General features: G+C 44.6%; 22 protein-coding genes. 8 read left to right on the forward strand and 14 right to left on the reverse strand.

Going from position 1 to position 20006, the window contains the following annotated elements:
• The first annotated feature begins 9 nt into the window (after positions 1 to 9).
• Both KN811_RS04420 and KN811_RS04425 read left to right on the forward strand, forming a co-directional pair.
• The gene (locus tag KN811_RS04420) at positions 10 to 579 is read left to right on the forward strand and encodes a dihydrofolate reductase family protein (RefSeq protein WP_187967376.1); all 570 of its coding nucleotides are present in this window, start codon (positions 10 to 12) and stop codon (positions 577 to 579) included.
• A gap of 66 nt (positions 580 to 645) precedes the next feature.
• Positions 646 to 1137: a GNAT family N-acetyltransferase gene (locus KN811_RS04425; protein WP_187967375.1), complete on the forward strand. Its 492-nt coding sequence runs from the start codon at positions 646 to 648 to the stop codon at positions 1135 to 1137.
• Positions 1138 to 1139: 2 nt separating this feature from the next.
• On the opposite strand, the gene KN811_RS04430 is transcribed toward KN811_RS04425, so the two are convergent.
• Complete coding sequence (locus tag KN811_RS04430) at positions 1140 to 1823, reverse strand: hypothetical protein (protein ID WP_187967374.1); 684 nt, start codon at positions 1821 to 1823, stop codon at positions 1140 to 1142.
• Between the two features lie 340 nt (positions 1824 to 2163).
• Here KN811_RS04430 and KN811_RS04435 point away from each other — a divergent pair, with 340 nt between their 5' ends.
• Positions 2164 to 2571: a glyoxalase gene (locus KN811_RS04435; RefSeq protein WP_187967373.1), complete on the forward strand. Its 408-nt coding sequence runs from the start codon at positions 2164 to 2166 to the stop codon at positions 2569 to 2571.
• A 10-nt stretch (positions 2572 to 2581) separates the two neighbouring features.
• On the opposite strand, the gene corA is transcribed toward KN811_RS04435, so the two are convergent.
• The 11 genes from corA to hisG all read right to left on the reverse strand — a co-directional run bounded on the left by corA (position 2582) and on the right by hisG (position 12649).
• Complete coding sequence (corA, locus tag KN811_RS04440) at positions 2582 to 3646, reverse strand: magnesium/cobalt transporter CorA (RefSeq protein ID WP_216334677.1); 1065 nt, start codon at positions 3644 to 3646, stop codon at positions 2582 to 2584.
• 322 nt (positions 3647 to 3968) lie between these two features.
• Entirely contained in the window at positions 3969 to 4406 is a 438-nt protein-coding gene (locus tag KN811_RS04445) for an META domain-containing protein (RefSeq protein ID WP_187966802.1), read from the reverse strand.
• A gap of 42 nt (positions 4407 to 4448) precedes the next feature.
• Entirely contained in the window at positions 4449 to 5045 is a 597-nt protein-coding gene (hisIE, locus tag KN811_RS04450; RefSeq protein WP_187966801.1) for a bifunctional phosphoribosyl-AMP cyclohydrolase/phosphoribosyl-ATP diphosphatase HisIE, read from the reverse strand.
• A 135-nt stretch (positions 5046 to 5180) separates the two neighbouring features.
• Entirely contained in the window at positions 5181 to 5936 is a 756-nt protein-coding gene (hisF, locus tag KN811_RS04455; protein ID WP_187966800.1) for an imidazole glycerol phosphate synthase subunit HisF, read from the reverse strand.
• Between the two features lie 113 nt (positions 5937 to 6049).
• A complete protein-coding gene (gene hisA / locus KN811_RS04460; protein ID WP_187966799.1) occupies positions 6050 to 6784 on the reverse strand; it encodes a 1-(5-phosphoribosyl)-5-[(5-phosphoribosylamino)methylideneamino]imidazole-4-carboxamide isomerase in 735 nt (244 codons plus the stop codon).
• A gap of 46 nt (positions 6785 to 6830) precedes the next feature.
• Positions 6831 to 7421 (reverse strand): imidazole glycerol phosphate synthase subunit HisH, encoded by a 591-nt coding sequence (gene hisH / locus KN811_RS04465; RefSeq protein ID WP_187966798.1) that lies wholly within the window; start codon positions 7419 to 7421, stop codon positions 6831 to 6833.
• Positions 7422 to 7522: 101 nt separating this feature from the next.
• Positions 7523 to 8656 carry a bifunctional histidinol-phosphatase/imidazoleglycerol-phosphate dehydratase HisB gene (gene hisB / locus KN811_RS04470; protein WP_187966797.1) on the reverse strand — a complete coding sequence of 378 codons (1134 nt, stop codon included), beginning with the start codon at positions 8654 to 8656 and terminating at the stop codon, positions 7523 to 7525.
• A 195-nt stretch (positions 8657 to 8851) separates the two neighbouring features.
• Entirely contained in the window at positions 8852 to 9901 is a 1050-nt protein-coding gene (gene hisC / locus KN811_RS04475; RefSeq protein WP_187966796.1) for a histidinol-phosphate transaminase, read from the reverse strand.
• A 67-nt stretch (positions 9902 to 9968) separates the two neighbouring features.
• Positions 9969 to 11261, reverse strand: coding sequence for a histidinol dehydrogenase (hisD, locus tag KN811_RS04480; protein WP_187966795.1), 1293 nt, complete (start codon positions 11259 to 11261; stop codon positions 9969 to 9971).
• A gap of 72 nt (positions 11262 to 11333) precedes the next feature.
• Positions 11334 to 11768 (reverse strand): GNAT family N-acetyltransferase, encoded by a 435-nt coding sequence (locus tag KN811_RS04485; protein ID WP_187966794.1) that lies wholly within the window; start codon positions 11766 to 11768, stop codon positions 11334 to 11336.
• 23 nt (positions 11769 to 11791) lie between these two features.
• Positions 11792 to 12649, reverse strand: a complete 858-nt coding sequence (gene hisG / locus KN811_RS04490) for an ATP phosphoribosyltransferase (RefSeq protein ID WP_187966793.1) — start codon at positions 12647 to 12649, stop codon at positions 11792 to 11794.
• Between the two features lie 432 nt (positions 12650 to 13081).
• On the opposite strand from hisG, the gene KN811_RS04495 reads away from it, so the two are divergent.
• From KN811_RS04495 to KN811_RS04510, 4 genes are read left to right on the forward strand one after another with little or no spacing between them, the layout of a single operon-like run.
• Positions 13082 to 13969 carry a JAB-like toxin 1 domain-containing protein gene (locus tag KN811_RS04495; RefSeq protein ID WP_187966792.1) on the forward strand — a complete coding sequence of 296 codons (888 nt, stop codon included), beginning with the start codon at positions 13082 to 13084 and terminating at the stop codon, positions 13967 to 13969.
• 4 nt (positions 13970 to 13973) lie between these two features.
• Complete coding sequence (locus KN811_RS04500; protein WP_187966791.1) at positions 13974 to 14456, forward strand: hypothetical protein; 483 nt, start codon at positions 13974 to 13976, stop codon at positions 14454 to 14456.
• 30 nt (positions 14457 to 14486) lie between these two features.
• Positions 14487 to 15347: an OmpA family protein gene (locus KN811_RS04505; RefSeq protein WP_187966790.1), complete on the forward strand. Its 861-nt coding sequence runs from the start codon at positions 14487 to 14489 to the stop codon at positions 15345 to 15347.
• Positions 15348 to 15368: 21 nt separating this feature from the next.
• Positions 15369 to 15869, forward strand: a complete 501-nt coding sequence (locus tag KN811_RS04510) for a hypothetical protein (RefSeq protein ID WP_187966789.1) — start codon at positions 15369 to 15371, stop codon at positions 15867 to 15869.
• Between the two features lie 61 nt (positions 15870 to 15930).
• Here KN811_RS04510 and KN811_RS04515 read toward each other — a convergent pair whose 3' ends face one another.
• Entirely contained in the window at positions 15931 to 17559 is a 1629-nt protein-coding gene (locus KN811_RS04515) for an ABC-F family ATP-binding cassette domain-containing protein (RefSeq protein ID WP_187966788.1), read from the reverse strand.
• Between the two features lie 239 nt (positions 17560 to 17798).
• Between KN811_RS04515 and KN811_RS04520 the strand changes: the two genes are divergently transcribed.
• The gene (locus tag KN811_RS04520) at positions 17799 to 19214 is read left to right on the forward strand and encodes a TlpA family protein disulfide reductase (protein WP_187966787.1); all 1416 of its coding nucleotides are present in this window, start codon (positions 17799 to 17801) and stop codon (positions 19212 to 19214) included.
• A gap of 92 nt (positions 19215 to 19306) precedes the next feature.
• Here KN811_RS04520 and fsa read toward each other — a convergent pair whose 3' ends face one another.
• The gene (gene fsa / locus KN811_RS04525; RefSeq protein ID WP_187966786.1) at positions 19307 to 19963 is read right to left on the reverse strand and encodes a fructose-6-phosphate aldolase; all 657 of its coding nucleotides are present in this window, start codon (positions 19961 to 19963) and stop codon (positions 19307 to 19309) included.
• Positions 19964 to 20006: the final 43 nt, after the last annotated feature.

The raw sequence follows: 20006 nt of genomic DNA on the forward strand, positions 1-20006 counted from the left end.
TGAAAGTATATGGGAAAAGTAATATTAGACCTCGCCGTAACCCTCGACGGGCATATAGAAGGGCCGAACGGGGAAATAGACTGGCTCGTCAAGGATGATAAAACAGATTTCGGGGACATTCTCTTTGAAATTCTAGACGGCGTGGATGCTATCTTTTACGGAAGAAAGAGTTATGAAGCGTGGGGAAACTACCAGCCCGGGGAGAATACGGGTACAAAACTCCGGGATGCCTATAAACTATTGCACAGCAAAACAAAATATGTGTTTTCCACTAAGCTAAAAAGCGACGGCTCCAACACTGTTTTTATCAATTCCGGTATCAGGGAAAAAGTACTGAACCTCAAACGGGACATCAAGGGTCATATCTGGTTATACGGAGGTGGAGACCTCATAACTTCCTTTGTCAACCTGGGACTGGTTGATGAGTACAGGCTGGCTGTCCACCCAGTAATATTGGGAGAAGGAAAGCTGCTTTTCAAAAATATTAACAAACGCCTCAGACTAAAACTGACCAATACCAGGAGTTCTTCATCAGGAGTGGTACTGCTTACCTATACCGCAGAAAACGGTTCTTCATAAGCCTTAAACAAAATCTTGTATATATATATATATTTGAATATTGTTTGTCCACACCATACAACATCCATGAACATCACATTCGAAAAGTTACAGGAACACCATTTGCCGGAAGTAAAAGAAATATACGACTGGTATATAAAAAACTCTACGGCCACTTTTCATACGGAATCTTTACAGGTCAATGAATTAAAAGAGTTCATCTACATAGGGCATCCCCTTTATACCTCTTTCCTGATCTGTGCAGACGATAAACCGTCGGGTTATTGCTTTTTTGCCCCCTACAAAAAAAGGCAAGCCTATAACCGTACGGCCGAAGTTACCATATACCTGAAACCGGGGTTCGAAAAAAAAGGCATCGGCAAAACAGCCCTGGAATATCTCGAACAAAAAGGAAGGGAAAACGGCCTCAAAAACCTATTGGGCATCATCACAGGTGACAACGAAGGAAGTATGGCCCTGTTCAGAAAATGCGGCTATACACAATGCGCCTGTTTTAAAAACGTAGGGGAAAAATTCGGCAAGGTACTGGATGTGGTGGCTTTTCAGAAAGAGATCTGATATTACTCGTCATCCTCTTTTACAATGATCATCGTTGCCTTTCCCCCGGTATTGAGCAGCCATTCATTGGCAGAAAGGAGTTCTCCCTGGTCCCCGTATATGCGGAGTTCTGCCGTATTGGGACCGGAAGTTCCCTGGTTAAGGGCCTGAAAATCTATCTTATTGAAACCTTTTTGAAGCGGCAGGTCAAATCCTTTATACCCGCCCTCCAGGACAATATCATCCACCACTATACTGTCGTTGAGATATATCCTTACCCGGTCGCCATCTACATACTCGTGGTCGCGGCATACAATCTTTACGGCCCGGGATTTTGTCTTGAAATCGCCCAGGTACCTGGTTACTTTGTAATTACCTCCGCGGTCCTCCCCTTCACCTTGTCTCCGGTTTAGACGCTTTTCGTATTTTGTTCCAGGGTTCAGGAATTGCTCTTTTTCCATAAAATTGTCACTCTCGGAAGTCGACAGGTCAAAGGAGGAATTCGTATTATTTTTATTCAGGTTTAAGTTCGGTGATGGCAAAAATTCCGGAGAACTGAATATGGATGAATTATTTTCGGGTGTATTTGTATTGGGCAAAGCGGAATTTTCTGCCCGGATCGGGATAGACTTTTTGGGCAGCATTTCCTGGGCGTCCAAAGAGGCGGAAAATCCCATGACGATAAGTAATATTACAAGCTGTCTCATACTCCCAAGTCTAACAAATTTTATGCCCAACCGGACTAATATCCGGGAGTTTTTGATTCTTTTCTTTGTTCCGGATACAACCTCCTGGTACTTAACGTCAAAAATACACAAAGCTGCTTATAAAATTATAATATATTTGTTAAAATAACGTGAATTTGACCTGGGAATGCCCCTTATCATCAGGTCGGCAGCTATAACGCAGGAATAGTGTGCAACCCTGCCCCCTTCCTTTCCTGCCCGCGATTGTCAGAAGGTATGTTGTTTATAAGATAGTTAACAACTATGCGGCCTGCGGGCTTTTTCCCTCGTTGATATAAAGTATCTTTAAGAAAACTTCGTTATGGACATCAGAACAAAGGACTTACTTCACATCCGTCCGGAAATTCCAAACGCATTGGTTTATGAAGAAATGAGCAGCGACGAACGTTTTCAAAACGTCACCATTCGTCCTGTTATCAAACTGCAGGGGGAACTGTTGGTCGAGGCTTTCAGGAATTATGCCAACAAGCACAAAGGGGTGTTTTATACCCTTACTCTCGAAAAGCGGCTGGAATACATCGAAAATGCCATTCAAAAGGACATTAAATTCCGGAACTCACTCAAGGGAATGATCATCGGCCAGTTTACGGTAGAGGAATACCTGACCTATATTGAGAACTCCTCTGCCCTGAACAAAAGGATGATGGGCATGGTCATAGAAACCATAAAAGACCGTGTTCAGTTGCTGGATGTGAGCGTAGCGGTTTAAAGCGGTATTTTTACAGCCACTTTTTCTTTTTGAAATAAAGGAGCATGCCAATGAATATCAGCAGCATGGTCCCCAGGAGGATAAAATAGCTGTATTTTCCATGTAACTCGGGCATATAATCGAAATTCATCCCGTATATCCCCGCGATAAAAGTCAGCGGAATGAATATGGTGGCTATCACGGTAAGCACTTTCATTACATTGTTCATCTTGTTGCTTATGGTCCCCATATACATTTCCATAAGGCTGAGGATCATTTCGCGGTAGACTTCTATATATTCCACTACCTGAATGGTGTGGTCGTAAAGATCGCGATAGTAGTTCTTGATATGCGGTAAAATGTAGTCAGAATCCGATTTCTCTATGCGGCTTACGATCTCCCTGGCAGGGAAAACTGCTCTTTTGAGTCTCAGCATTTCCTTTTTGAGCCTTAGTATATCCTTGGAAATATCGTCGTGACTTTCTTCAAAAACCGCATCTTCCAGGTCTTCGATCTTGTCTCCCAGGGTCTCTATGACCAGGAAATAATGATCTACAACGGCATCCAGAAGTACAAAAAGCAGGTAATCCGCCTTTTCTCCCCGCACCCTGCCCTTGTTTTCGAGTATCCGTTTCCTGAGGTCGTCGAACACATCGGTATGGGATTCCTGGAAGGTCACCACATAATTCTTTCCCATGATAAGGCTCAGGTGTTCAATAACCGGGCGCTCTTCTTCGTAGTATATCATTTTGAATACCACGAACAGATAATCGTCAAACTCATCTATTTTGGGCCTCTGATAGGTATCTACAATATCTTCGAGGACAAGGGGATGCCATTTATAAAACGTTCCCAGGGCTTCGATGGCTTCGACATTGTGCAGGCCATTGACATTGATCCAGCTTACACTTTCGCTTCCGGCATATTCAAAGACCTCTTTAACATCATTGTAGACCTTATGGGAGCAATGGTCTCTGGAATAATCTATAACTTCAATATAAAATTTCTGTTCCGGCCGTGTCCCCGTATACGTGAGAGTTCCCGGAACGGAACCAATGCCTTTCCTGCGTTTTCTCCGACCCTGTGGTTTCTTCATACGATCAATTTTTGCGGACTGTCATAGCGTGAAATGCCGGACAGCGGCTTAGGAACTGTTCAAATTTTGTTTTAATACATGACACAAAATCATCAGCAATGACGTAAGACCGAAGGATGTAAGATATAAGACTTTAAATATGATGAAAAGGGTATCAGCCCCTCATTATAAACCAAATAATCTGTAAATAAGATGACTGAAATTAAATGGAGATTTTCCAGATTTGCAAAGTTTGACTGCAATTCCAGTCATATATCTTATGTCATGAAGTCTTAAATCCAAAATAACGGTTTTTGATTTTTGTCATATACTTAGCAGCTTCTTATTCCTCTCTCGGTACAAACGTCATGACCTCTCCTTCTTCAGACAGGAATTTTAGTGTTTTTTCTTCTATTTCGAAGTTGGTTACTGTTCTCAAAACAGATAAAAACCCGGCTTCTCCGTCCACTCCGGCACAGGCCATAAAGGTGGTAGCGAGTTTATCCAGGTTTATACCGTTCTTGTCTTCTACGGCAAAGCCTCCCGTAACCCTGTTACACCCTGCAAAGCCGGAAACATGCATTTCTTCCGCATCAAAATCCAGATAGGGGACTCCCCGGGCAAAACTGGTGGAATCTACCTCTTTTCCTTCCATGGTCTCCAGCATCCAGGTATTGGAAGTCAGTGCTGCAAACGGGTCTGTCTTCGGAGCGGTATTGCAGGACAATATCACCATGGAGGTACACAGGACCCCACTCAGGAACAGTGCAAGTTTTTTCATAATCCATATATTAATGTTCTCCTTAAATATAGAAAAAAACACTTACTTTTTATGCCGTTCACGGAGAATTTTCTCCACATCGGCTAAAGTGTATCCTTTCGCCTGAAGGAGGATCAGATAGTGAAACAACAGGTCTGCACTCTCGTTGAGAAACAGGTCTTCGTTGTCGTCCTTGGCCTCTATAACGACTTCAACCGCTTCTTCTCCCACCTTTTGTGCAATCTTGTTCATCCCTGCATTGAACAGGGAGGACACATAGCTTTTTGAGGAAGTATTTGCCCTCCGGTCACTGATAACATCTTCCAGGACCGAAAGAAACCCGAAATGAGATGTGTTCTCTTCTTTCCAGCAGGTATCGGTCCCGGTATGGCAGGTAGGGCCCTGAGGCCTTGCCCTTACCAGCAGGGTATCCCGGTCGCAATCTACCTTCATGTCTTCCAGGTACAGAAAATTGCCGCTCTCTTCTCCCTTGGTCCAGAGGCGTTGTTTGCTACGGCTGAAAAAGGTCACCTTTCCGGTCTCTAAGGTCTTTTTCCAGGCTTCTTCATTCATATACCCCAGCATAAGAACAGCCCTGGTCTCCGCATCCTGGATAACAGCCGGCACAAGGCCACCTCCTTTGTTAAAGTCTATTTCCATATTTTATGTCTTTTTAAAATTTGGTATTCAGGTATATGAATTTACCATAAGAATTATAATACATCCATATACCTAATATACTATCTCTCACATTCTCACCTTCTCACATTCTCACCTTCTCACATTCTCACCTTCTCACATTCTCACCACCACCCCAAGTTCTTTCAGGAACATTTTCAGATCCCTGATATCCATTTCCTTGAAGTGAAACACACTGGCAGCAAGGGCCGCATCGGCTTTTCCCAGGGTAAAAGCATCGGCAAAATGCTGCATATTTCCCGCTCCGCCGGAAGCGATCACGGGGATATTTACCATCCCGGATATTTTTACCAGGGCTTCATTCGCAAAACCGCCCTTGGTACCGTCGTGGTCCATCGAGGTGAACAGTATTTCACCGGCTCCGCGTTGCTCCACTTCCCGGACCCAGTCATAGAGTCTTATATCTGTGGGGACCTTTCCTCCTACCAGGTGCACCAGCCATTCCCCGTTGACCTGCTTGGCATCGACCGCCACAACTACGCACTGACTGCCAAACCTGCCGGCAAGATCATCGATAAGCCCCGGATTCTTTACGGCAGAAGAATTGACCGAAACCTTGTCAGCCCCATTGTGCAACAATATCCCCACATCTTCTACCGAAGCTATCCCTCCACCTACGGTAAAGGGAATATCTACTTTTTCGGCCACGCTTCTCACCAGTCCGGCCAGGGTCTTGCGTTTTTCTTCGGTAGCGGAAATATCGAGAAAAACCAATTCGTCGGCACCTTCTTTGGCATATAATTCGGCCAGTTCAACCGGGTCGCCGGCATCCCTGAGGTCTAAAAAGTTAATTCCTTTAACTGTCCTGCCGTTTTTGATGTCCAGACAAGGTATGATTCTTTTTGTCAGCATAATTATCATAACCTTCCACAAGGAGAAGGATATTTTATTTTTAAAACCGTTTTATCAATCGTTGTAATGCCTTTTGTTGTCGCAATGCATTGCGACGCTACGATTAACCTGCATTACGCTGTGATGTATCGTTCCAGCTCTTTTAAATGTATCTTTCCTTCATAGATCGCCTTGCCGATAATAGTGCCTTCGCAGCCTGCTTCTTCCAGCCGGGGCAATTCTTCAAAAGCGGATATTCCACCGGATGCGATCAGTTTTATGTCTTTCGTGTTTTCCAGTATTTTTTGATAGAGGTCAAAGGCAGGGCCTTTTAGCATGCCATCCTTGCTTATATCTGTGCATATAACATATTCAACTCCCTGTTCTTTATAATCCTGAATAAATGGAATTAAATCCATACTTGAATTTTCCTGCCAGCCGCTCACAGCGATCTTTTCACCGGTTTCTCCCGGAAGAACGTCGGCTCCGAGTATGATCTTCTCCGGGCCGTATTTCTCTATCCAGCTTAGAAAGACCTCCCGGTTCTTCACCGCTATACTCCCCCCGGTAACCTGACGTGCCCCGCTTTCAAAGGCTATTCTCAGGTCTTCGTCGGATTTCAGGCCGCCCCCGAAATCGATCTTCAGACTGGTTTTGGAGGCGATCTGTTCCAATACCCGGTGGTTTACAATATGACTGCTTTTAGCTCCGTCCAGGTCTACCAGGTGCAGGTATTCAATGCCGTGATCCTCGAACTGCACAGCAACTTCGAGCGGGTTTTCGTTGTATATTTTTTTGGTATTGTAGTCGCCTTTGGAAAGGCGTACACATTTGCCTTCTATAATATCTATGGCTGGAATAATCCTCATGTCTGTTTTATTGTTTTACCCTGTGGGGGCGCAATGCATTGCGCCCCTACGAGGGTTTTATTTTTAAAAAATTATTCAATATCCTCGCACCTGCGGTGCTGCTTTTTTCGGGGTGGAACTGTACGCCATAAAAATTGTCTTTTTGCAGCGCGGAGGCGTATTCCACATCATATCGGGTCAACGCTATGGCTTCGCTGCATTCAGGGGCGTAGAAACTGTGAACGAGGTACATAAACTCGTTTTCCTTTACGCCCTCAAACAAGGGCGATTTTAAACCGGATATCTGGTTCCATCCTATTTGCGGTACTTTTACCTGATCGGAAAACCGGACGATATCTACATCAAATATGCCCAGGCCTTTGGTCCTGCCTTCTTCCGAAGATTTACACATCAACTGCATACCCAGGCAAATGCCGAGTACAGGCTGTTTCAACTCCGGAATAACCCTGTCTATCCCGGTGGCTCGCAATTTTCTCATAGCACTTCCGGCTTCTCCCACCCCGGGGAATATCACCTTGTCTGCCTGACGGATGGTCCCGGCATTATCGGTTAAAACGGCTTCATAGCCCAGCCGTTCTATGGCAAAACGGATGCTTTGTATATTTCCTGCTCCGTAATCTATAATAACTATGTTCATAAGTATAACCCTTCGACTTCGCTTAGGGCGGGTGTTAGAAGTTAGAAGTACGAAGTGGAGAACTAAGCCAACTTCGTACTTCTAACTTCGTATTTCTAACTTCAGATCATTCCTTTTGTAGATGGCAGTACCATCTTTTCGGTATCGCGTTTTACTGCCATTTTTATGGCCTTGGCGAAAGCCTTGAAAATAGCTTCGATCTTGTGGTGTTCATTTTTTCCTTCCGCTTTTACATTCAGGTTGGCCCTGGCCCCGTCGGTAAAGGATTTAAAGAAGTGATAGAACATTTCCGTTGGCATTTTCCCTATCATTTCGCGCTTGAATTCCGCTTCCCATACCAGCCAGTTCCTTCCGCCGAAATCTATGGCAACCTGTGCCAGGCAATCGTCCATGGGCAGGCAGAAGCCGTAACGCTCTATCCCTAATTTACTTCCGAGAGCCTTGTGAAAGGTCTCCCCGAGCGCTATGGCGGTATCCTCAATAGTGTGGTGCTCGTCTACTTCCAGGTCACCCTTAACATGGATGTTCAGGTCCATCTGTCCGTGGCGTGCCAACTGGTCCAGCATATGATCGAAAAAGGGGATCCCCGTATAGATATCACTTTTTCCTGTACCGTCCAGGTTGAGCGTGATAGCGATGTCGGTTTCGTTGGTTTTCCGGGTGATGGATGCTGTGCGGCTCTGGAGTTTTAAAAATCCGTAGATCTCTTTCCAATCAGCAGTTTCCAAAGCAATACAGGCCTTTAATGCTTCCTGTTCTACGGTGACTTCTCCCGTTCCCAGGCTGGTATGATTATTCATAAAGATCCCCTTTGCCCCCAGGTTTTTGGCCAGTTCCACATCGGTCAGGCGGTCTCCTATAACAAAGGAGTTTTCCAGGTCGTAGTCCCCTGTAAGATATTTAGTGAGCAATCCGGTTTTAGGTTTGCGATTGGGTGAATTTTCTTCGGGAAAGGTCCTGTCGATAAAGATCTCATCAAAAACAATCCCCTCGTTTTCCAGGCTCTTCAGGATAAAATTCTGCACCGGCCAGAACGTTTCTTCCGGAAATGAATCGGTTCCCAGCCCATCCTGATTGGTCACCATGGCAAGTTCGAAATCCAGTTCACGGGCAATCCTGGCCAGCCAGGTGAACATCCCGGGATAAAATTCCAGTTTTTCGAATGCATCGACCTGTTCGTCTTCCGGTTCGCGTGTCAGGGTTCCGTCCCTGTCTATGAATAGTACTTTTTGCATTTTTTGTTTCTTTTATTGATGGAATATCTCTTAAAAGCCATACCTCGTTATGCTGAACTTGCGTGTACTGAGTGCAATCGAAGTGTTTCTGCATCCCATCCGCCATATCTTGGAAGATGAGACCCTGAAACAACCCTTCGGCTGTGCTCAGGGTGACAGTTCAGGGTGACGCAGGGATTACCTCTCAGGCATCTCTTATAGTAGATTTAAGGTTTTTATTAATTTTTCGTTCTCCCCTGGTGTCCCCACGGTAAACCGCAGGCAGTTTTTGCACAGCGGCTGGGTGGTGCGGTTTCTCACTACGATCCCTTTTTCCACCAATTGCCCGTACCTTTTGTTGGCATCATCTACCCTGGCCAGGATAAAATTAGCGTCAGAAGGATAAACTTCTTCTACGAAATTCACTTGAAGTAATGATTTAAACAACTCTTCTTTTTGCTCTTTAATACTGTGTATTTCATAAAAAATAACATCTGTTTCCCTTAACCGTTCCAAAGCTCTTCGCTGCGTGAGTTCATTGATATTATACGGAGGCTTGATCTTATTCAACACGGCAATGATCTGCGGGGAAGCATAGCATATTCCCAGCCGTATTCCGGCCAGTCCGTAGGCCTTGGACAGGGTTTGGGTCACTACGAGATTGGGGTATATATCCAGGCGGGACAACCAGCTTTCTTTATCGGAAAAATCGATATAGGCTTCATCGACGACCACCAGGCCGTTAAAACTTTCAAGCAATGCCTTTACGTGCCCTTCAGAAAAGGAATTTCCCGTAGGGTTATTCGGGGAACACAGAAATATGATCCTGGAATGATCGTCCACTTTCTCCAGGACCTCTTCCACCCTGGGCTGGAAATCTTTGGACAACAGTATCTCCCGGTTTTCCACATTGTTCACTTCGGCCAGCACCTTGTACATACCGTATGTAGGGGGAAGTGTCAGGATATTATCCTGTGCAGGCTCACAAAAGGCCCGGTACAGCAGGTCCAGCACTTCGTCGCTGCCATTTCCGAGCAGTATGTTCTCTACCCTGACATTTTTTTGCCCGGCCAGCTCAGACTTAAGCCTGACCTGCTGAGGATCGGGATAACGGTTAACATCGCTGGAGAACGGGTTTTCGTTGGCATCGATAAAGACCATTTCAGCATCAAAATCCTTGAATTCGTCCCTGGCCGAGGAATACGGCTTTAGCTTTGCTACATTAGGGCGGACCAGTTTGTTTATATCAAAAGGTATTGTTTTCATGTATTATTTATTGGTCATTTTTTTTGGCCATCCTGTGGGGGCGCAATGCATTGCGCCCTTACATAGATTATTTTTTTTCCTGTATATTCCGCAACCGAAGGGTTACTGCATTTTTATGGGCCTGCAGGCCTTCTGCTTCTGCCATGACCTCAATGGCTTTCCCGATATTTTGTATTCCTGTTTCGGATATTTTCTGAAAGGTTATCGATTTGGTAAAACTGTCCAGGTTTACCCCGCTGTAATTCCGGGCATAGCCATTGGTGGGCAGGGTGTGATTGGTTCCCGAGGCATAGTCCCCGGCACTTTCGGGTGTGTAACTACCAATAAATACGGATCCTGCGTTTACAATACCATTTACATAAAAATCGTCATTTTCCGTACAAATGATCAGGTGTTCCGGGCCGTAGTAATTAATGAGATCCAACGCTTCGCTGTCTTTTTCCACGAAAATGAGCCTGGAATTCTGTATCGCTGCTCGGGCTATTTTCTTTCTGGGCAATTCTTCTATCTGTACTTCTATTTCCTGTTCTACCTGCGCTATAAATTCTTTAGAAGTAGAAACGAGCACGACCTGGCTGTCCGTACCGTGTTCGGCTTGCGACAACAGGTCGGAGGCCACAAAGGCGGCATTGGCACTATGGTCTGCAACCACCAAAAGCTCCGAAGGCCCGGCAGGCATATCTATGGCTACGCCGTGTTGTGTGGCCAACTGTTTGGCTACGGTGACATACTGGTTTCCGGGGCCGAATATTTTATACACCTGCGGAATGCTCTCCGTACCGAAGGTCATCCCGGCAATGGCCTGGATCCCTCCTACTTTTAACACAGTGGTTACCCCACACAATTGGGCCGTGTAGAGGATGGCCGGATTTATTTTTCCTTCTTTATCGGGCGGAGAACACAGTATAATTTCGTCACACCCTGCTATTCCGGCAGGCACGGCAAGCATCAATACGGTGGAAAAGAGCGGTGCGGTCCCCCCGGGGATGTACAGCCCGATCTTCTGAATGGCTTTCTTCTCCTGCCAGCATTCGATCCCTTCGGTAGTGGTTACGGTAACCTTGTCTGTTTTTTGAGCCTTGTGAAATTTTTCAATATTAGCTTTTGCCAGACAGATAGCTTCTTTGAGCTCTTCCGAAACCTGGGTTTTGGCTTCTTCCATTTCGGCAGGAGTGACTTTAATTTCCGGAAGAACAACCCCGTCAAACAGCGAGGTATATTTGGCAATGGCCCTGTTGCCCTTGTCCTGTACTTCCCTGAATATTTCCTTTACCATGGCTTCTATATCCCCAATGGTCCTGGTAGGCCTTTTCAGCAATTCCGACCATTCTTCCCTTGCCGGGTTATATATTTTGTTCATAGCTTTATGTTTTATCTCCTTGAACTTATTTAAACTTTTTTAATTGACCGTAAAACGAGTTCATTATTAAAATTAACCCAGTTTTTTCTGAAAATGGTACCCGATGATCTTATATCCCGAGTTTACCCAGAATTTAACTCCTTCGGGATTGCTCACATAACAATTTAATTCGGAGGCATCACAGCCCATGGACCGGGCATAATCAAATATCCAGTTCATCATTAATTTGCCGATTCCCCGGCCCCTGTAATCGGAGTGTATCACTACATTATCTGGTTCTATATGTTTTCCGACATAATATTTGGTCAGTATCCATAATCCCGAAACACCTATCAGTTTATTTTCATCATATACCCCCAGGCATTTATATCCCTCTTCTACCATACCCTTCAGTCTTTGTTCCAGTATTTCTGTCGAAATTTCACCATCCAGTTGCCGCAGAAGGGGAATGATCGTAAAAATTTTATCGCCGGGTATCAGTTCCAGTTTAAAATTACCTGTATCCATACTTTTTATCTTTTGTGAAATTATTAAAGCACCATTTTCTCAATGGGACACACCAGAATGCCTTCTGCACCCACAGCTTTGAGTTCGTCTATGACCTCCCAGAACTTGTCCTTGTCGATCACCGAATGTACACTGCTCCATCCTTCTTCGGCCAGGGGCAGTACGGTAGGGCTTTTCAACACCGGGAGTATCTGTCCAACAGCTTCTATTTTATCATTGGGGACATTCATCAGAATATAGCGGGAATTCCTCGCTTTCAGTACTGATTGTATCCGGAACCGGAGTTTTTGAAGTATCTCCCCGCTTTCTCCCGATATTTTTGGCGAAACAGCAAGCACAGCTTCACTTTTAAGGATCACTTCCACTTCTTTGAGATTGTTCTTGAACAGGGTGCTCCCGCTGGATACGATATCGACTATGGCATCGGCCAGGCCAATATTGGGAGCGATCTCTACCGAACCGGAGATCTGGTGCAGGTCGGCCTTGATCCCTTTTGAAGCGAGAAAGTTATTTACGGTATTCGGATAGGAAGTAGCGATCTGCATCCCGTCCAGGTCTTGTATCGATTTATAGTCGAACGTTTTAGGTACGGCCACAGAGACCCTGCATCTGGAAAAACCCAGTTTTTCCATCACCTGTATTCCTTCGCCTTTTTCCACCAGCAGGTTATCGCCCACAATGGCGGCATCGACCACGCCGTCTTTCAGGTATTGCGGGATATCTGAATTTCTAAGGAAAAGAACTTCCAGCGGAAAATCCGAGGCTTCGGCCTTGAGCTGATCGTTGCCGTTATTTACCGAAATACCGCAGTTCTTCAGGATCCCCAGGGAGTCTTCATTGAGCCGCCCGCTTTTCTGAATAGCAATTTTAAGTTTGTTCATTTTTTATGATTTTCCCGGTTTAGATTCTGTTTTAAAATGATCTTTCTTTGTGAGCTCCGGATCACTTCCGGAAATAAAAAAAGCCCGTTTGATCTACTCAAACGGGCCTATAATGGGTTAAAGAATTACATACATACCATTATCACCTCGCCTGAGTGCAAGTGAAAAAATGGTGATGATGCAAAACGTTAGGATTCATTTCTCTTTTTTTGTTCTGCTGCAAATTTAAATTAAAAATTATTTATCAGAACAAAAATATTCGCAAAATTTTGTAACAAACCTCTTTTATATTGTAACAAAAACCCCATGACCTCCCGAAATTTCGGAATACAAAGGTTGTCTCTTTTGTAGGAAATTTATATTTTTAACAAATATTAACATGGCCCCGAAATAAGATTAGCTCTACTTTTGTTCAATGAATGCTAGTATGTTATGGAGATCAATGTGCGTTCTATCGCTGATACCCTGAGTCGGGCCGAAGATTTATCCGGCATAGGCCATAGCGGAGAATTAGATTTTATTCTCAATACAGGTCACGACGGTTCGGGATTGTTACTTGGTGATGAACCTTTTATCGACCATGAACTCATCTCCCAAAACCTGATCGACCCGCCGGATACTTACCGGGTAGATGCTATGGGGCATATCCGCTATACAGACAACAAGACCTATTACGACAAAAACGGTGACGTTGTACACAAACTCATTTCGGACAAGACCGGAAAATCCATACTGGTAAAACGCAGTATTTTGGAGAAGATGATCAAATGTACGTTTGTAGCTAATAAGAAAGAGATAGAACGGAACATTGAATTTGGATTAAAAAAAAGAGAGAAAATAGAAGAATTGACCCTTTTAACTGTCGAAGACGAAGGTGCCGCCTTGGCGTTGTTCAAGTTTCTGGCCGATAACGGTGATGCAGAGCAGGCAATGCAGGCTTTTTCGGATAGTTCGGGCGTAGAAACCTTTTATATTTATTCCAACAACCGTTTGGGAAGTGTACAAATGGACACCGATTTTTTTGACCTTGTAAATGGTTTTTCTCCTTTGTATAAAATTCACAGTCATCCGTTTGACGATCATGACCCGTGGGATGAATTCCCTTCCGGATATGGTCCCACTCAAGGTCTTCCGGGAGATCGACGTTCCAGGGAAAGTTTCATTAAAGACTATGGCTATCAGAAACACTATATGTACCACAATGGCAAGCATTCCCTGACGGAATATGCGGACGAGAGGTACGGTTTTGTAAAAAAAACCAAGATCACCTTAATTAGGTTGAAATCTCTAAATCTAAAAAAAGGGTTTGGTGCAAAATAATGATATGATGAAAAATACCCTGATCATTTTAATTTCTCTGTTTACTTTTCTCTCCTGCACGAAAAGAAATGAAGAAGCTGTGATATTGAACAAAAAAATAAAAGCAGAATTGGATGAATTTATCGCACTGACCAAAGATCACGAACTTATAGATGAATCCTATATTTGTCTTTATTTTGAAAAACCAAAAACTAAACTAAGGTTTGGCATTACCTTAACCCCTCCAGATGTTTGTTCTAATTTCAAAGGAGTGTTTTTTTATAATCAGGAACCAGTTTTTATCTACTATGAAAAACAAGATTCTTTGACGGCAGAAGATGTTAAACCCGTCATGCAGATTACAGACAGCGTTAAACTTAAAGAAAACTGTCTTGAGTATGGCTTAAACACTCCATATTATGGTAATTTTCACCCCCCGGTATGGGCATATGAAATAGACGAGGGTGAAATAAAACTCATCCACGAATCCAAATTGAGGCGGGACTAAACTAAAACGACAACCAAAAATAAGCCATCTATGAAAAATTTTATACAGGCATTTATAGTATTCCTGCTCTGGTCGGCTTTCGGAATATGGATATACGCCTGCCAGATCAAGAATCTGTGTGTGGAGGTGCCTCCGAAGGAAACTTCTCCCGAACCTGTGGCAACAGACACCGTTGCCACCCGTGAAGAATACGGCAGTGAATTTGCCCTGGAACAGTTCGACGATTTTTACATCGCCGCAAATACCGATTCTGTTTCCGTAACCGGAACTTCCGAGAACATAGAGCAGCTCCTTTTCAACTTCCTCAACGAACACCAGGACAAGGAACTCCTCATCACCGGCCTGCACAACACGGAGGAAGAAAGCGCTATGGGCGATGCCAGGGCCAGTATGCTTAAGGAAAAGTTTACAGCCTACGGTATAAACCCGGACCGGATCGTGACACAATCGTCCCGAAAACGTTTTGATTTTGACGAAGAAGGGCGCTACCGGGGAGGAATAGAATTACAATACCGCGACATTTCGGAAAGCAGGAAAGCGCTTATTGAAAAAGGCCTTTCCAACAAAATACTGTATTCCAATTTCGCATCGGAAAAATTCAAACCGGACAATACGCTTCAGGCCTATGCCGAAGAGTTGAAAAACTATCTCGACAAATATCCGGAAAAAGAGGTGGTCATTACCGGGCACACAGATAATGTGGGCCCCGTAGAAGCCAATGAATGGATCGGTATGCAACGGGCAAAAAACGTGATGAAATACCTGATAAGCGTGGGCATCCCTGAAGAAAAGCTGGAAGCATTATCCAAAGGCCCCCACGCCCCCATAGCCACCAATGCCACTCCCGAAGGCAGAAGGCAAAACCGCAGGATAGAAATTAATGTCAATTAACCCAAATCTGAACAAAATATCATGGAACAGTTAGCACCGGTAGCCGCAATAGAATATATTGTATTGTTCATTATATGCCTGGGGTGTTTCCTCATAGGTTATTTTTTTGCGAGAAGCTATTTCTCCAAAAGATACAGCAGGCAACTCAGGGACTGCCTCTCGGAAAAAGAGGTACTCCGGGAGAGCGTTAACAAACACGCCAACAGCACTTTCAACACCATTAAGGCCAGAAAGACCAGGGACCGCCGGGGAGCGCTCCACACCTCACAGGACAACCCGCTCGACTTTGACCGCATCGGCAAGGCCGACCATTCGGTAAAGGACGATCTGAAAAAAATAAGCGGTATAGGCCCGTTTATTGAGGAAAGACTGAACAGTATAGGTATTTTTACCTTTGAACAGATCAGCAATTTTACGGAGCAAGACATGGACCAGGTCACCGAACTCATACAGTTCTTCCCCGGCAGAATAAAACGCGACGACTGGAAAGGCCAGGCCGCCCGGCTGAAGGGTAAAAATTAAATTCCAAACTTCATCCTGTGATAAACCCCGGGATGAAGTTTGGAATCTGAAGTTTGGGACCTTATCCTTTATTATACATCTTCTCCCGCTGTTCCCGTATGGCCGGGTCCCTCATATAATCGTCAAAGGTGAGGTATCTGTCTATGACCCCTTTCGGTGTCAGTTCTATGATCCTGTTGGCAACGGTCTGGGCAAATTCGTGGTCGTGCGTGGTGAGCAGTATCGTTCCCTTGAAGTTCTTCAAGGTGTTGTTGAATGCGGTAATACTTTCCAGATCCAGGTGGTTGGTAGGCTCATCGAGCATCAACACATTGGCCCGGAGCATCATCATTCTGCTGAGCATACAGCGCACTTTTTCCCCTCCGGAGAGTACTCTCCCGGTTTTGAGGGCCTCTTCACCACTGAAAAGCATTTTTCCGAGGAAACCGCGAACGAAGACCTCTTCCCGCTCCTCTTCTGTTTTAGACCATTGACGTAGCCAATCTACCAGGGTAAGGTCGTTGTCAAAATATTCCGCATTGTCCAGAGGCAGGTAAGATTGCGAAGTGGTTATACCCCACTGGTACTTCCCTGAATCTGCTTTTTGCTTTCCGTTGACAATCTCGTAAAAGGCGGTTGTTGCCCTGGAATCTCTCGAAATAACAGCAACCTTGTCGCCCTTGGCCAGGTTGATATCTACGTTCCGAAACAACGTATCCCCTTCGATAGTGACCGAGAGTCCTTCTACATTGAGTATCTGGTCGCCGGCATCCCTTTCCTGTTCGAAAATAATGGCAGGATATCGTCTGCTGGAAGGCTTTATATCTTCCACCTTGAGCTTTTCGAGCATCTTTTTACGCGAAGTAGCCTGTTTGGACTTGGCTACGTTGGCACTGAACCGCTGGATAAATTCCTGAAGTTCTTTGGCCTTGTCTTCCGCTTTTTTGTTTTGCTGTGCACGCTGTCTTGCTGCCAGCTGGCTGCTCTCATACCAAAAAGTATAGTTCCCCGAGTAATGGGAGATCTTTCCAAAATCAATATCTGAGATATGTGTACACACCGAATCCAGGAAGTGACGGTCGTGAGAAACCACGATCACCGTATTGTCATAGTTGGCCAGGAAGTGTTCCAGCCAGCTTATGGTCTCGAAATCCAGGTCGTTGGTCGGCTCATCCATGATCAGTACGTCAGGGTTGCCGAAAAGGGCCTGTGCCAGGAGCACCCGAACCTTCAGTTTTCCGTCCATGTCTGCCATGGGGGTATAGTGAAATTCCTCGTGTATCCCCAGGTTAGACAACAGGGCCGCAGCACTGCTGTCGGCATTCCAGCCATTCATTTCCTCGAACTGCACCTGCAGTTCACCTACCCTTTCACCGTCGGCGTCGCTGAAATCCTCCTTGGCGTAAATATCTTCCATTTCCTTTTTTATGGCAAATAATGGCTTGTTGCCCCGTATTACGGTTTCCAGCACAGGATATTCGTCATAGGCATAGTGGTCCTGCTCCAATACGGACATCCTTTTTCCGGGTTCCAGTTGTATGTGCCCGGAAGTCGGTTCTGTTTTGCCGGAAAGGATCTTTAAAAAGGTAGATTTTCCCGCTCCGTTAGCCCCGATAATCCCGTAGCAATTGCCCTGGGTAAAGGTAATGTTCACATCGTCGAACAACACCCGTTTGCCAAATTGAACAGAAAGATTTGATACTGTTAACATTTATTTTATTTTTGAATTTCATTTAAGTCGATGCAAAAGTAACAAAACACAAACGAACTCATTTAAACTTTTTCGTTTCAATTCTGGAAAGTTTAAACGAGTTCATTATTACAACAGGGTGCACCCTCCCTTATAAGAGCATTTTTTAACTCGGTATTAACACAGGTACACCCCTAGGTTTGTTAGCTTTGCTATAATAAATAGTATAGTATTCAGTACTATATGTTTAACCGGATTGTATGAGGAATTTGCTGATAGCATTTTTAGTATTACCTTTTATTGGCTGTAATAATTCAAAAAATACTATCGCCTATTTCGGAGGCGAAGTCATAAATCCACGAGATAGCATAGTTGTTCTTTTCAGAGACGACAAACCGATAGACACTGCATTATTAGACAGCGAAAACCGCTTTGTATTTAAAGTAAAACTTAAAGACAATGAAGGGGACCTGTATAAATTCAGGCACTTCCCGGAATATCAATATGTGTTTATACAAGGGGGAGATAGCATTCTTGCCAGGGTAAACACCCTCAATTTTGACGAATCGCTCGTATTTTCCGGAAGAGGTGCGGAGAAGAACAACTTCCTCATTGAAATGTACCTCCTGGATGGGGATGAACAAAAGCTCGTTTATAGCTACTACAGCCTGAAACCGGACGAATTCGACCGGAAAATAGACTCTCTTCGGGACATGAAACTGCAACAATACGAGCACCTTATCGTTACCCAGCGCCTCTCAGAACCCGCAAAGAACGTAGCCCGGGCATCCATAAACTACCCAAGCTACAAGTCGAAGGAATTCTATCCGTACATGCACAAAAGACTAAAGGGCATAGACCGTAAGAACCTCCTCGATATGCCGGAAGGTTTTTTTGCCTACCGGAACACCATAAACTACAACGACAAGAACCTGAGCTTTTACAAGCCCTATTTTGACTTTATGGTGTATCACTTCAACAGCATGGCCTACGTGAAATGTGTAAAGGAATGTGCCCGGGATGACGACTTTATCGAGAAAAGCGTACACTACTACCTGCACAAAATGGATCTTATCGATGATAAGGTAAAAGAAAAAGGGCTGAAAGATTATCTTTTCCGCAACACCGCCTACACCTACTACCTGGACGACCAGGACGAAGCCAATAATACCCAGTTTATAGAAAAGTTCCGGGAACTCAATAGTGACAACGAATATATAGACGAGATAGAAACGCTTTATACCAACGTACAAAAACTGAGAAAAGGCTCTCATATCCCCCCTATGAAACTGATAGACATGAACGGGGAATACACCGACCTGGCCAAAATATGCCACAACCGGAATACGGTGGTCTATTTCTGGACCCTTTTCCAGAATGGCCACTCCAAATACATCAACAGGCATGTGATGAACCTCAAACAACAATACCCTACTGTAAATTTTGTTGGCATATGCCTCAACGAAGACTACGATGAATGGTTAGAGGCTATAAGCCTCAACGGCTTGCGCGATAACGATCAATACCTCTCCCAAAAGAGGGAAAACATCAGTAAGGGGCTCACTGTAAACAATCTGAACAAGGTGATCGTTGTGGACAAAGAGAATCAAATCGTAAACGCCTTTACCTATATCCACAGCCCGGAATTCACTGCTATACTCAATTCCCTTCGCTAACCCCCCAACTCCAGTTAAAAGAAAAATGACCCCGAAACAATAGTTTTGAGGCCATTTCCATATTTATTTTAACAAGGTATACTCCGGAAATATCAGGAGTTTCCTTTTTTGTAATCCGCTAGAAATTTTTCCAGTCCTATATCGGTCAGTGGGTGTTTCAACAGCCCGGTGATAGACGATAATGGCCCGGTCATTACATCGGCCCCTATCCTGGCACACTCAATAACGTGCATAGTATGGCGGATAGATGCTGCAAGGATCTCTGTTGAAAAGTTATAATTGTCATAGATCTGCCGGATCTCCGAGATCAGGCTTAACCCGTCCGTAGAAATATCGTCGAGCCTTCCGATAAAAGGAGAAACATACGCAGCTCCCGCCTTAGCTGCCAATAGTGCCTGACCAGATGAAAAAACAAGGGTACAGTTGGTACGTATGCCTTTGTCGGCAAAATATTTAATGGCTTTGACCCCGTCCTTTATCATCGGGACCTTTACCACGATCTGGCCGTGTAACTCAGCCAGCTCCTCCCCTTCTTTGACGATCCCTTCAAAATCGGTAGCGATCACCTCGGCAGAAACATCCCCGTCTACAATATTACAGATATCTACATAGTGCTTAAGGATATTGTTTCTCCCGGTAATCCCTTCCTTAGCCATCAATGAAGGGTTTGTCGTTACCCCGTCCAGAACGCCAAGCGCCTGTGCTTCTTCAATCTGCTCCAGGTTGGCAGTGTCTATAAAAAATTTCATTGTTTTAACTTTTAATATATTGGTTATGTGTGATTTCAGGCCG

Origin of the sequence: Sinomicrobium weinanense (assembly GCF_018863395.1) — a bacterium.
Classification (GTDB): domain Bacteria; phylum Bacteroidota; class Bacteroidia; order Flavobacteriales; family Flavobacteriaceae; genus Sinomicrobium; species Sinomicrobium weinanense.

Coding starts and splice junctions, on each gene's coding strand:
- KN811_RS04420 (WP_187967376.1), top strand. CDS start 10: ATGGGAAAAGTAATATTAGACCTCGCCGTAACCCTCGACGGGCATATA.
- KN811_RS04425 (WP_187967375.1), top strand. CDS start 646: ATGAACATCACATTCGAAAAGTTACAGGAACACCATTTGCCGGAAGTA.
- KN811_RS04430 (WP_187967374.1), bottom strand. CDS start 1,823: ATGAGACAGCTTGTAATATTACTTATCGTCATGGGATTTTCCGCCTCT.
- KN811_RS04435 (WP_187967373.1), top strand. CDS start 2,164: ATGGACATCAGAACAAAGGACTTACTTCACATCCGTCCGGAAATTCCA.
- corA (WP_216334677.1), bottom strand. CDS start 3,646: ATGAAGAAACCACAGGGTCGGAGAAAACGCAGGAAAGGCATTGGTTCC.
- KN811_RS04445 (WP_187966802.1), bottom strand. CDS start 4,406: ATGAAAAAACTTGCACTGTTCCTGAGTGGGGTCCTGTGTACCTCCATG.
- hisIE (WP_187966801.1), bottom strand. CDS start 5,045: ATGGAAATAGACTTTAACAAAGGAGGTGGCCTTGTGCCGGCTGTTATC.
- hisF (WP_187966800.1), bottom strand. CDS start 5,936: ATGCTGACAAAAAGAATCATACCTTGTCTGGACATCAAAAACGGCAGG.
- hisA (WP_187966799.1), bottom strand. CDS start 6,784: ATGAGGATTATTCCAGCCATAGATATTATAGAAGGCAAATGTGTACGC.
- hisH (WP_187966798.1), bottom strand. CDS start 7,421: ATGAACATAGTTATTATAGATTACGGAGCAGGAAATATACAAAGCATC.
- hisB (WP_187966797.1), bottom strand. CDS start 8,656: ATGCAAAAAGTACTATTCATAGACAGGGACGGAACCCTGACACGCGAA.
- hisC (WP_187966796.1), bottom strand. CDS start 9,901: ATGAAAACAATACCTTTTGATATAAACAAACTGGTCCGCCCTAATGTA.
- hisD (WP_187966795.1), bottom strand. CDS start 11,261: ATGAACAAAATATATAACCCGGCAAGGGAAGAATGGTCGGAATTGCTG.
- KN811_RS04485 (WP_187966794.1), bottom strand. CDS start 11,768: ATGGATACAGGTAATTTTAAACTGGAACTGATACCCGGCGATAAAATT.
- hisG (WP_187966793.1), bottom strand. CDS start 12,649: ATGAACAAACTTAAAATTGCTATTCAGAAAAGCGGGCGGCTCAATGAA.
- KN811_RS04495 (WP_187966792.1), top strand. CDS start 13,082: ATGGAGATCAATGTGCGTTCTATCGCTGATACCCTGAGTCGGGCCGAA.
- KN811_RS04500 (WP_187966791.1), top strand. CDS start 13,974: ATGATGAAAAATACCCTGATCATTTTAATTTCTCTGTTTACTTTTCTC.
- KN811_RS04505 (WP_187966790.1), top strand. CDS start 14,487: ATGAAAAATTTTATACAGGCATTTATAGTATTCCTGCTCTGGTCGGCT.
- KN811_RS04510 (WP_187966789.1), top strand. CDS start 15,369: ATGGAACAGTTAGCACCGGTAGCCGCAATAGAATATATTGTATTGTTC.
- KN811_RS04515 (WP_187966788.1), bottom strand. CDS start 17,559: ATGTTAACAGTATCAAATCTTTCTGTTCAATTTGGCAAACGGGTGTTG.
- KN811_RS04520 (WP_187966787.1), top strand. CDS start 17,799: ATGAGGAATTTGCTGATAGCATTTTTAGTATTACCTTTTATTGGCTGT.
- fsa (WP_187966786.1), bottom strand. CDS start 19,963: ATGAAATTTTTTATAGACACTGCCAACCTGGAGCAGATTGAAGAAGCA.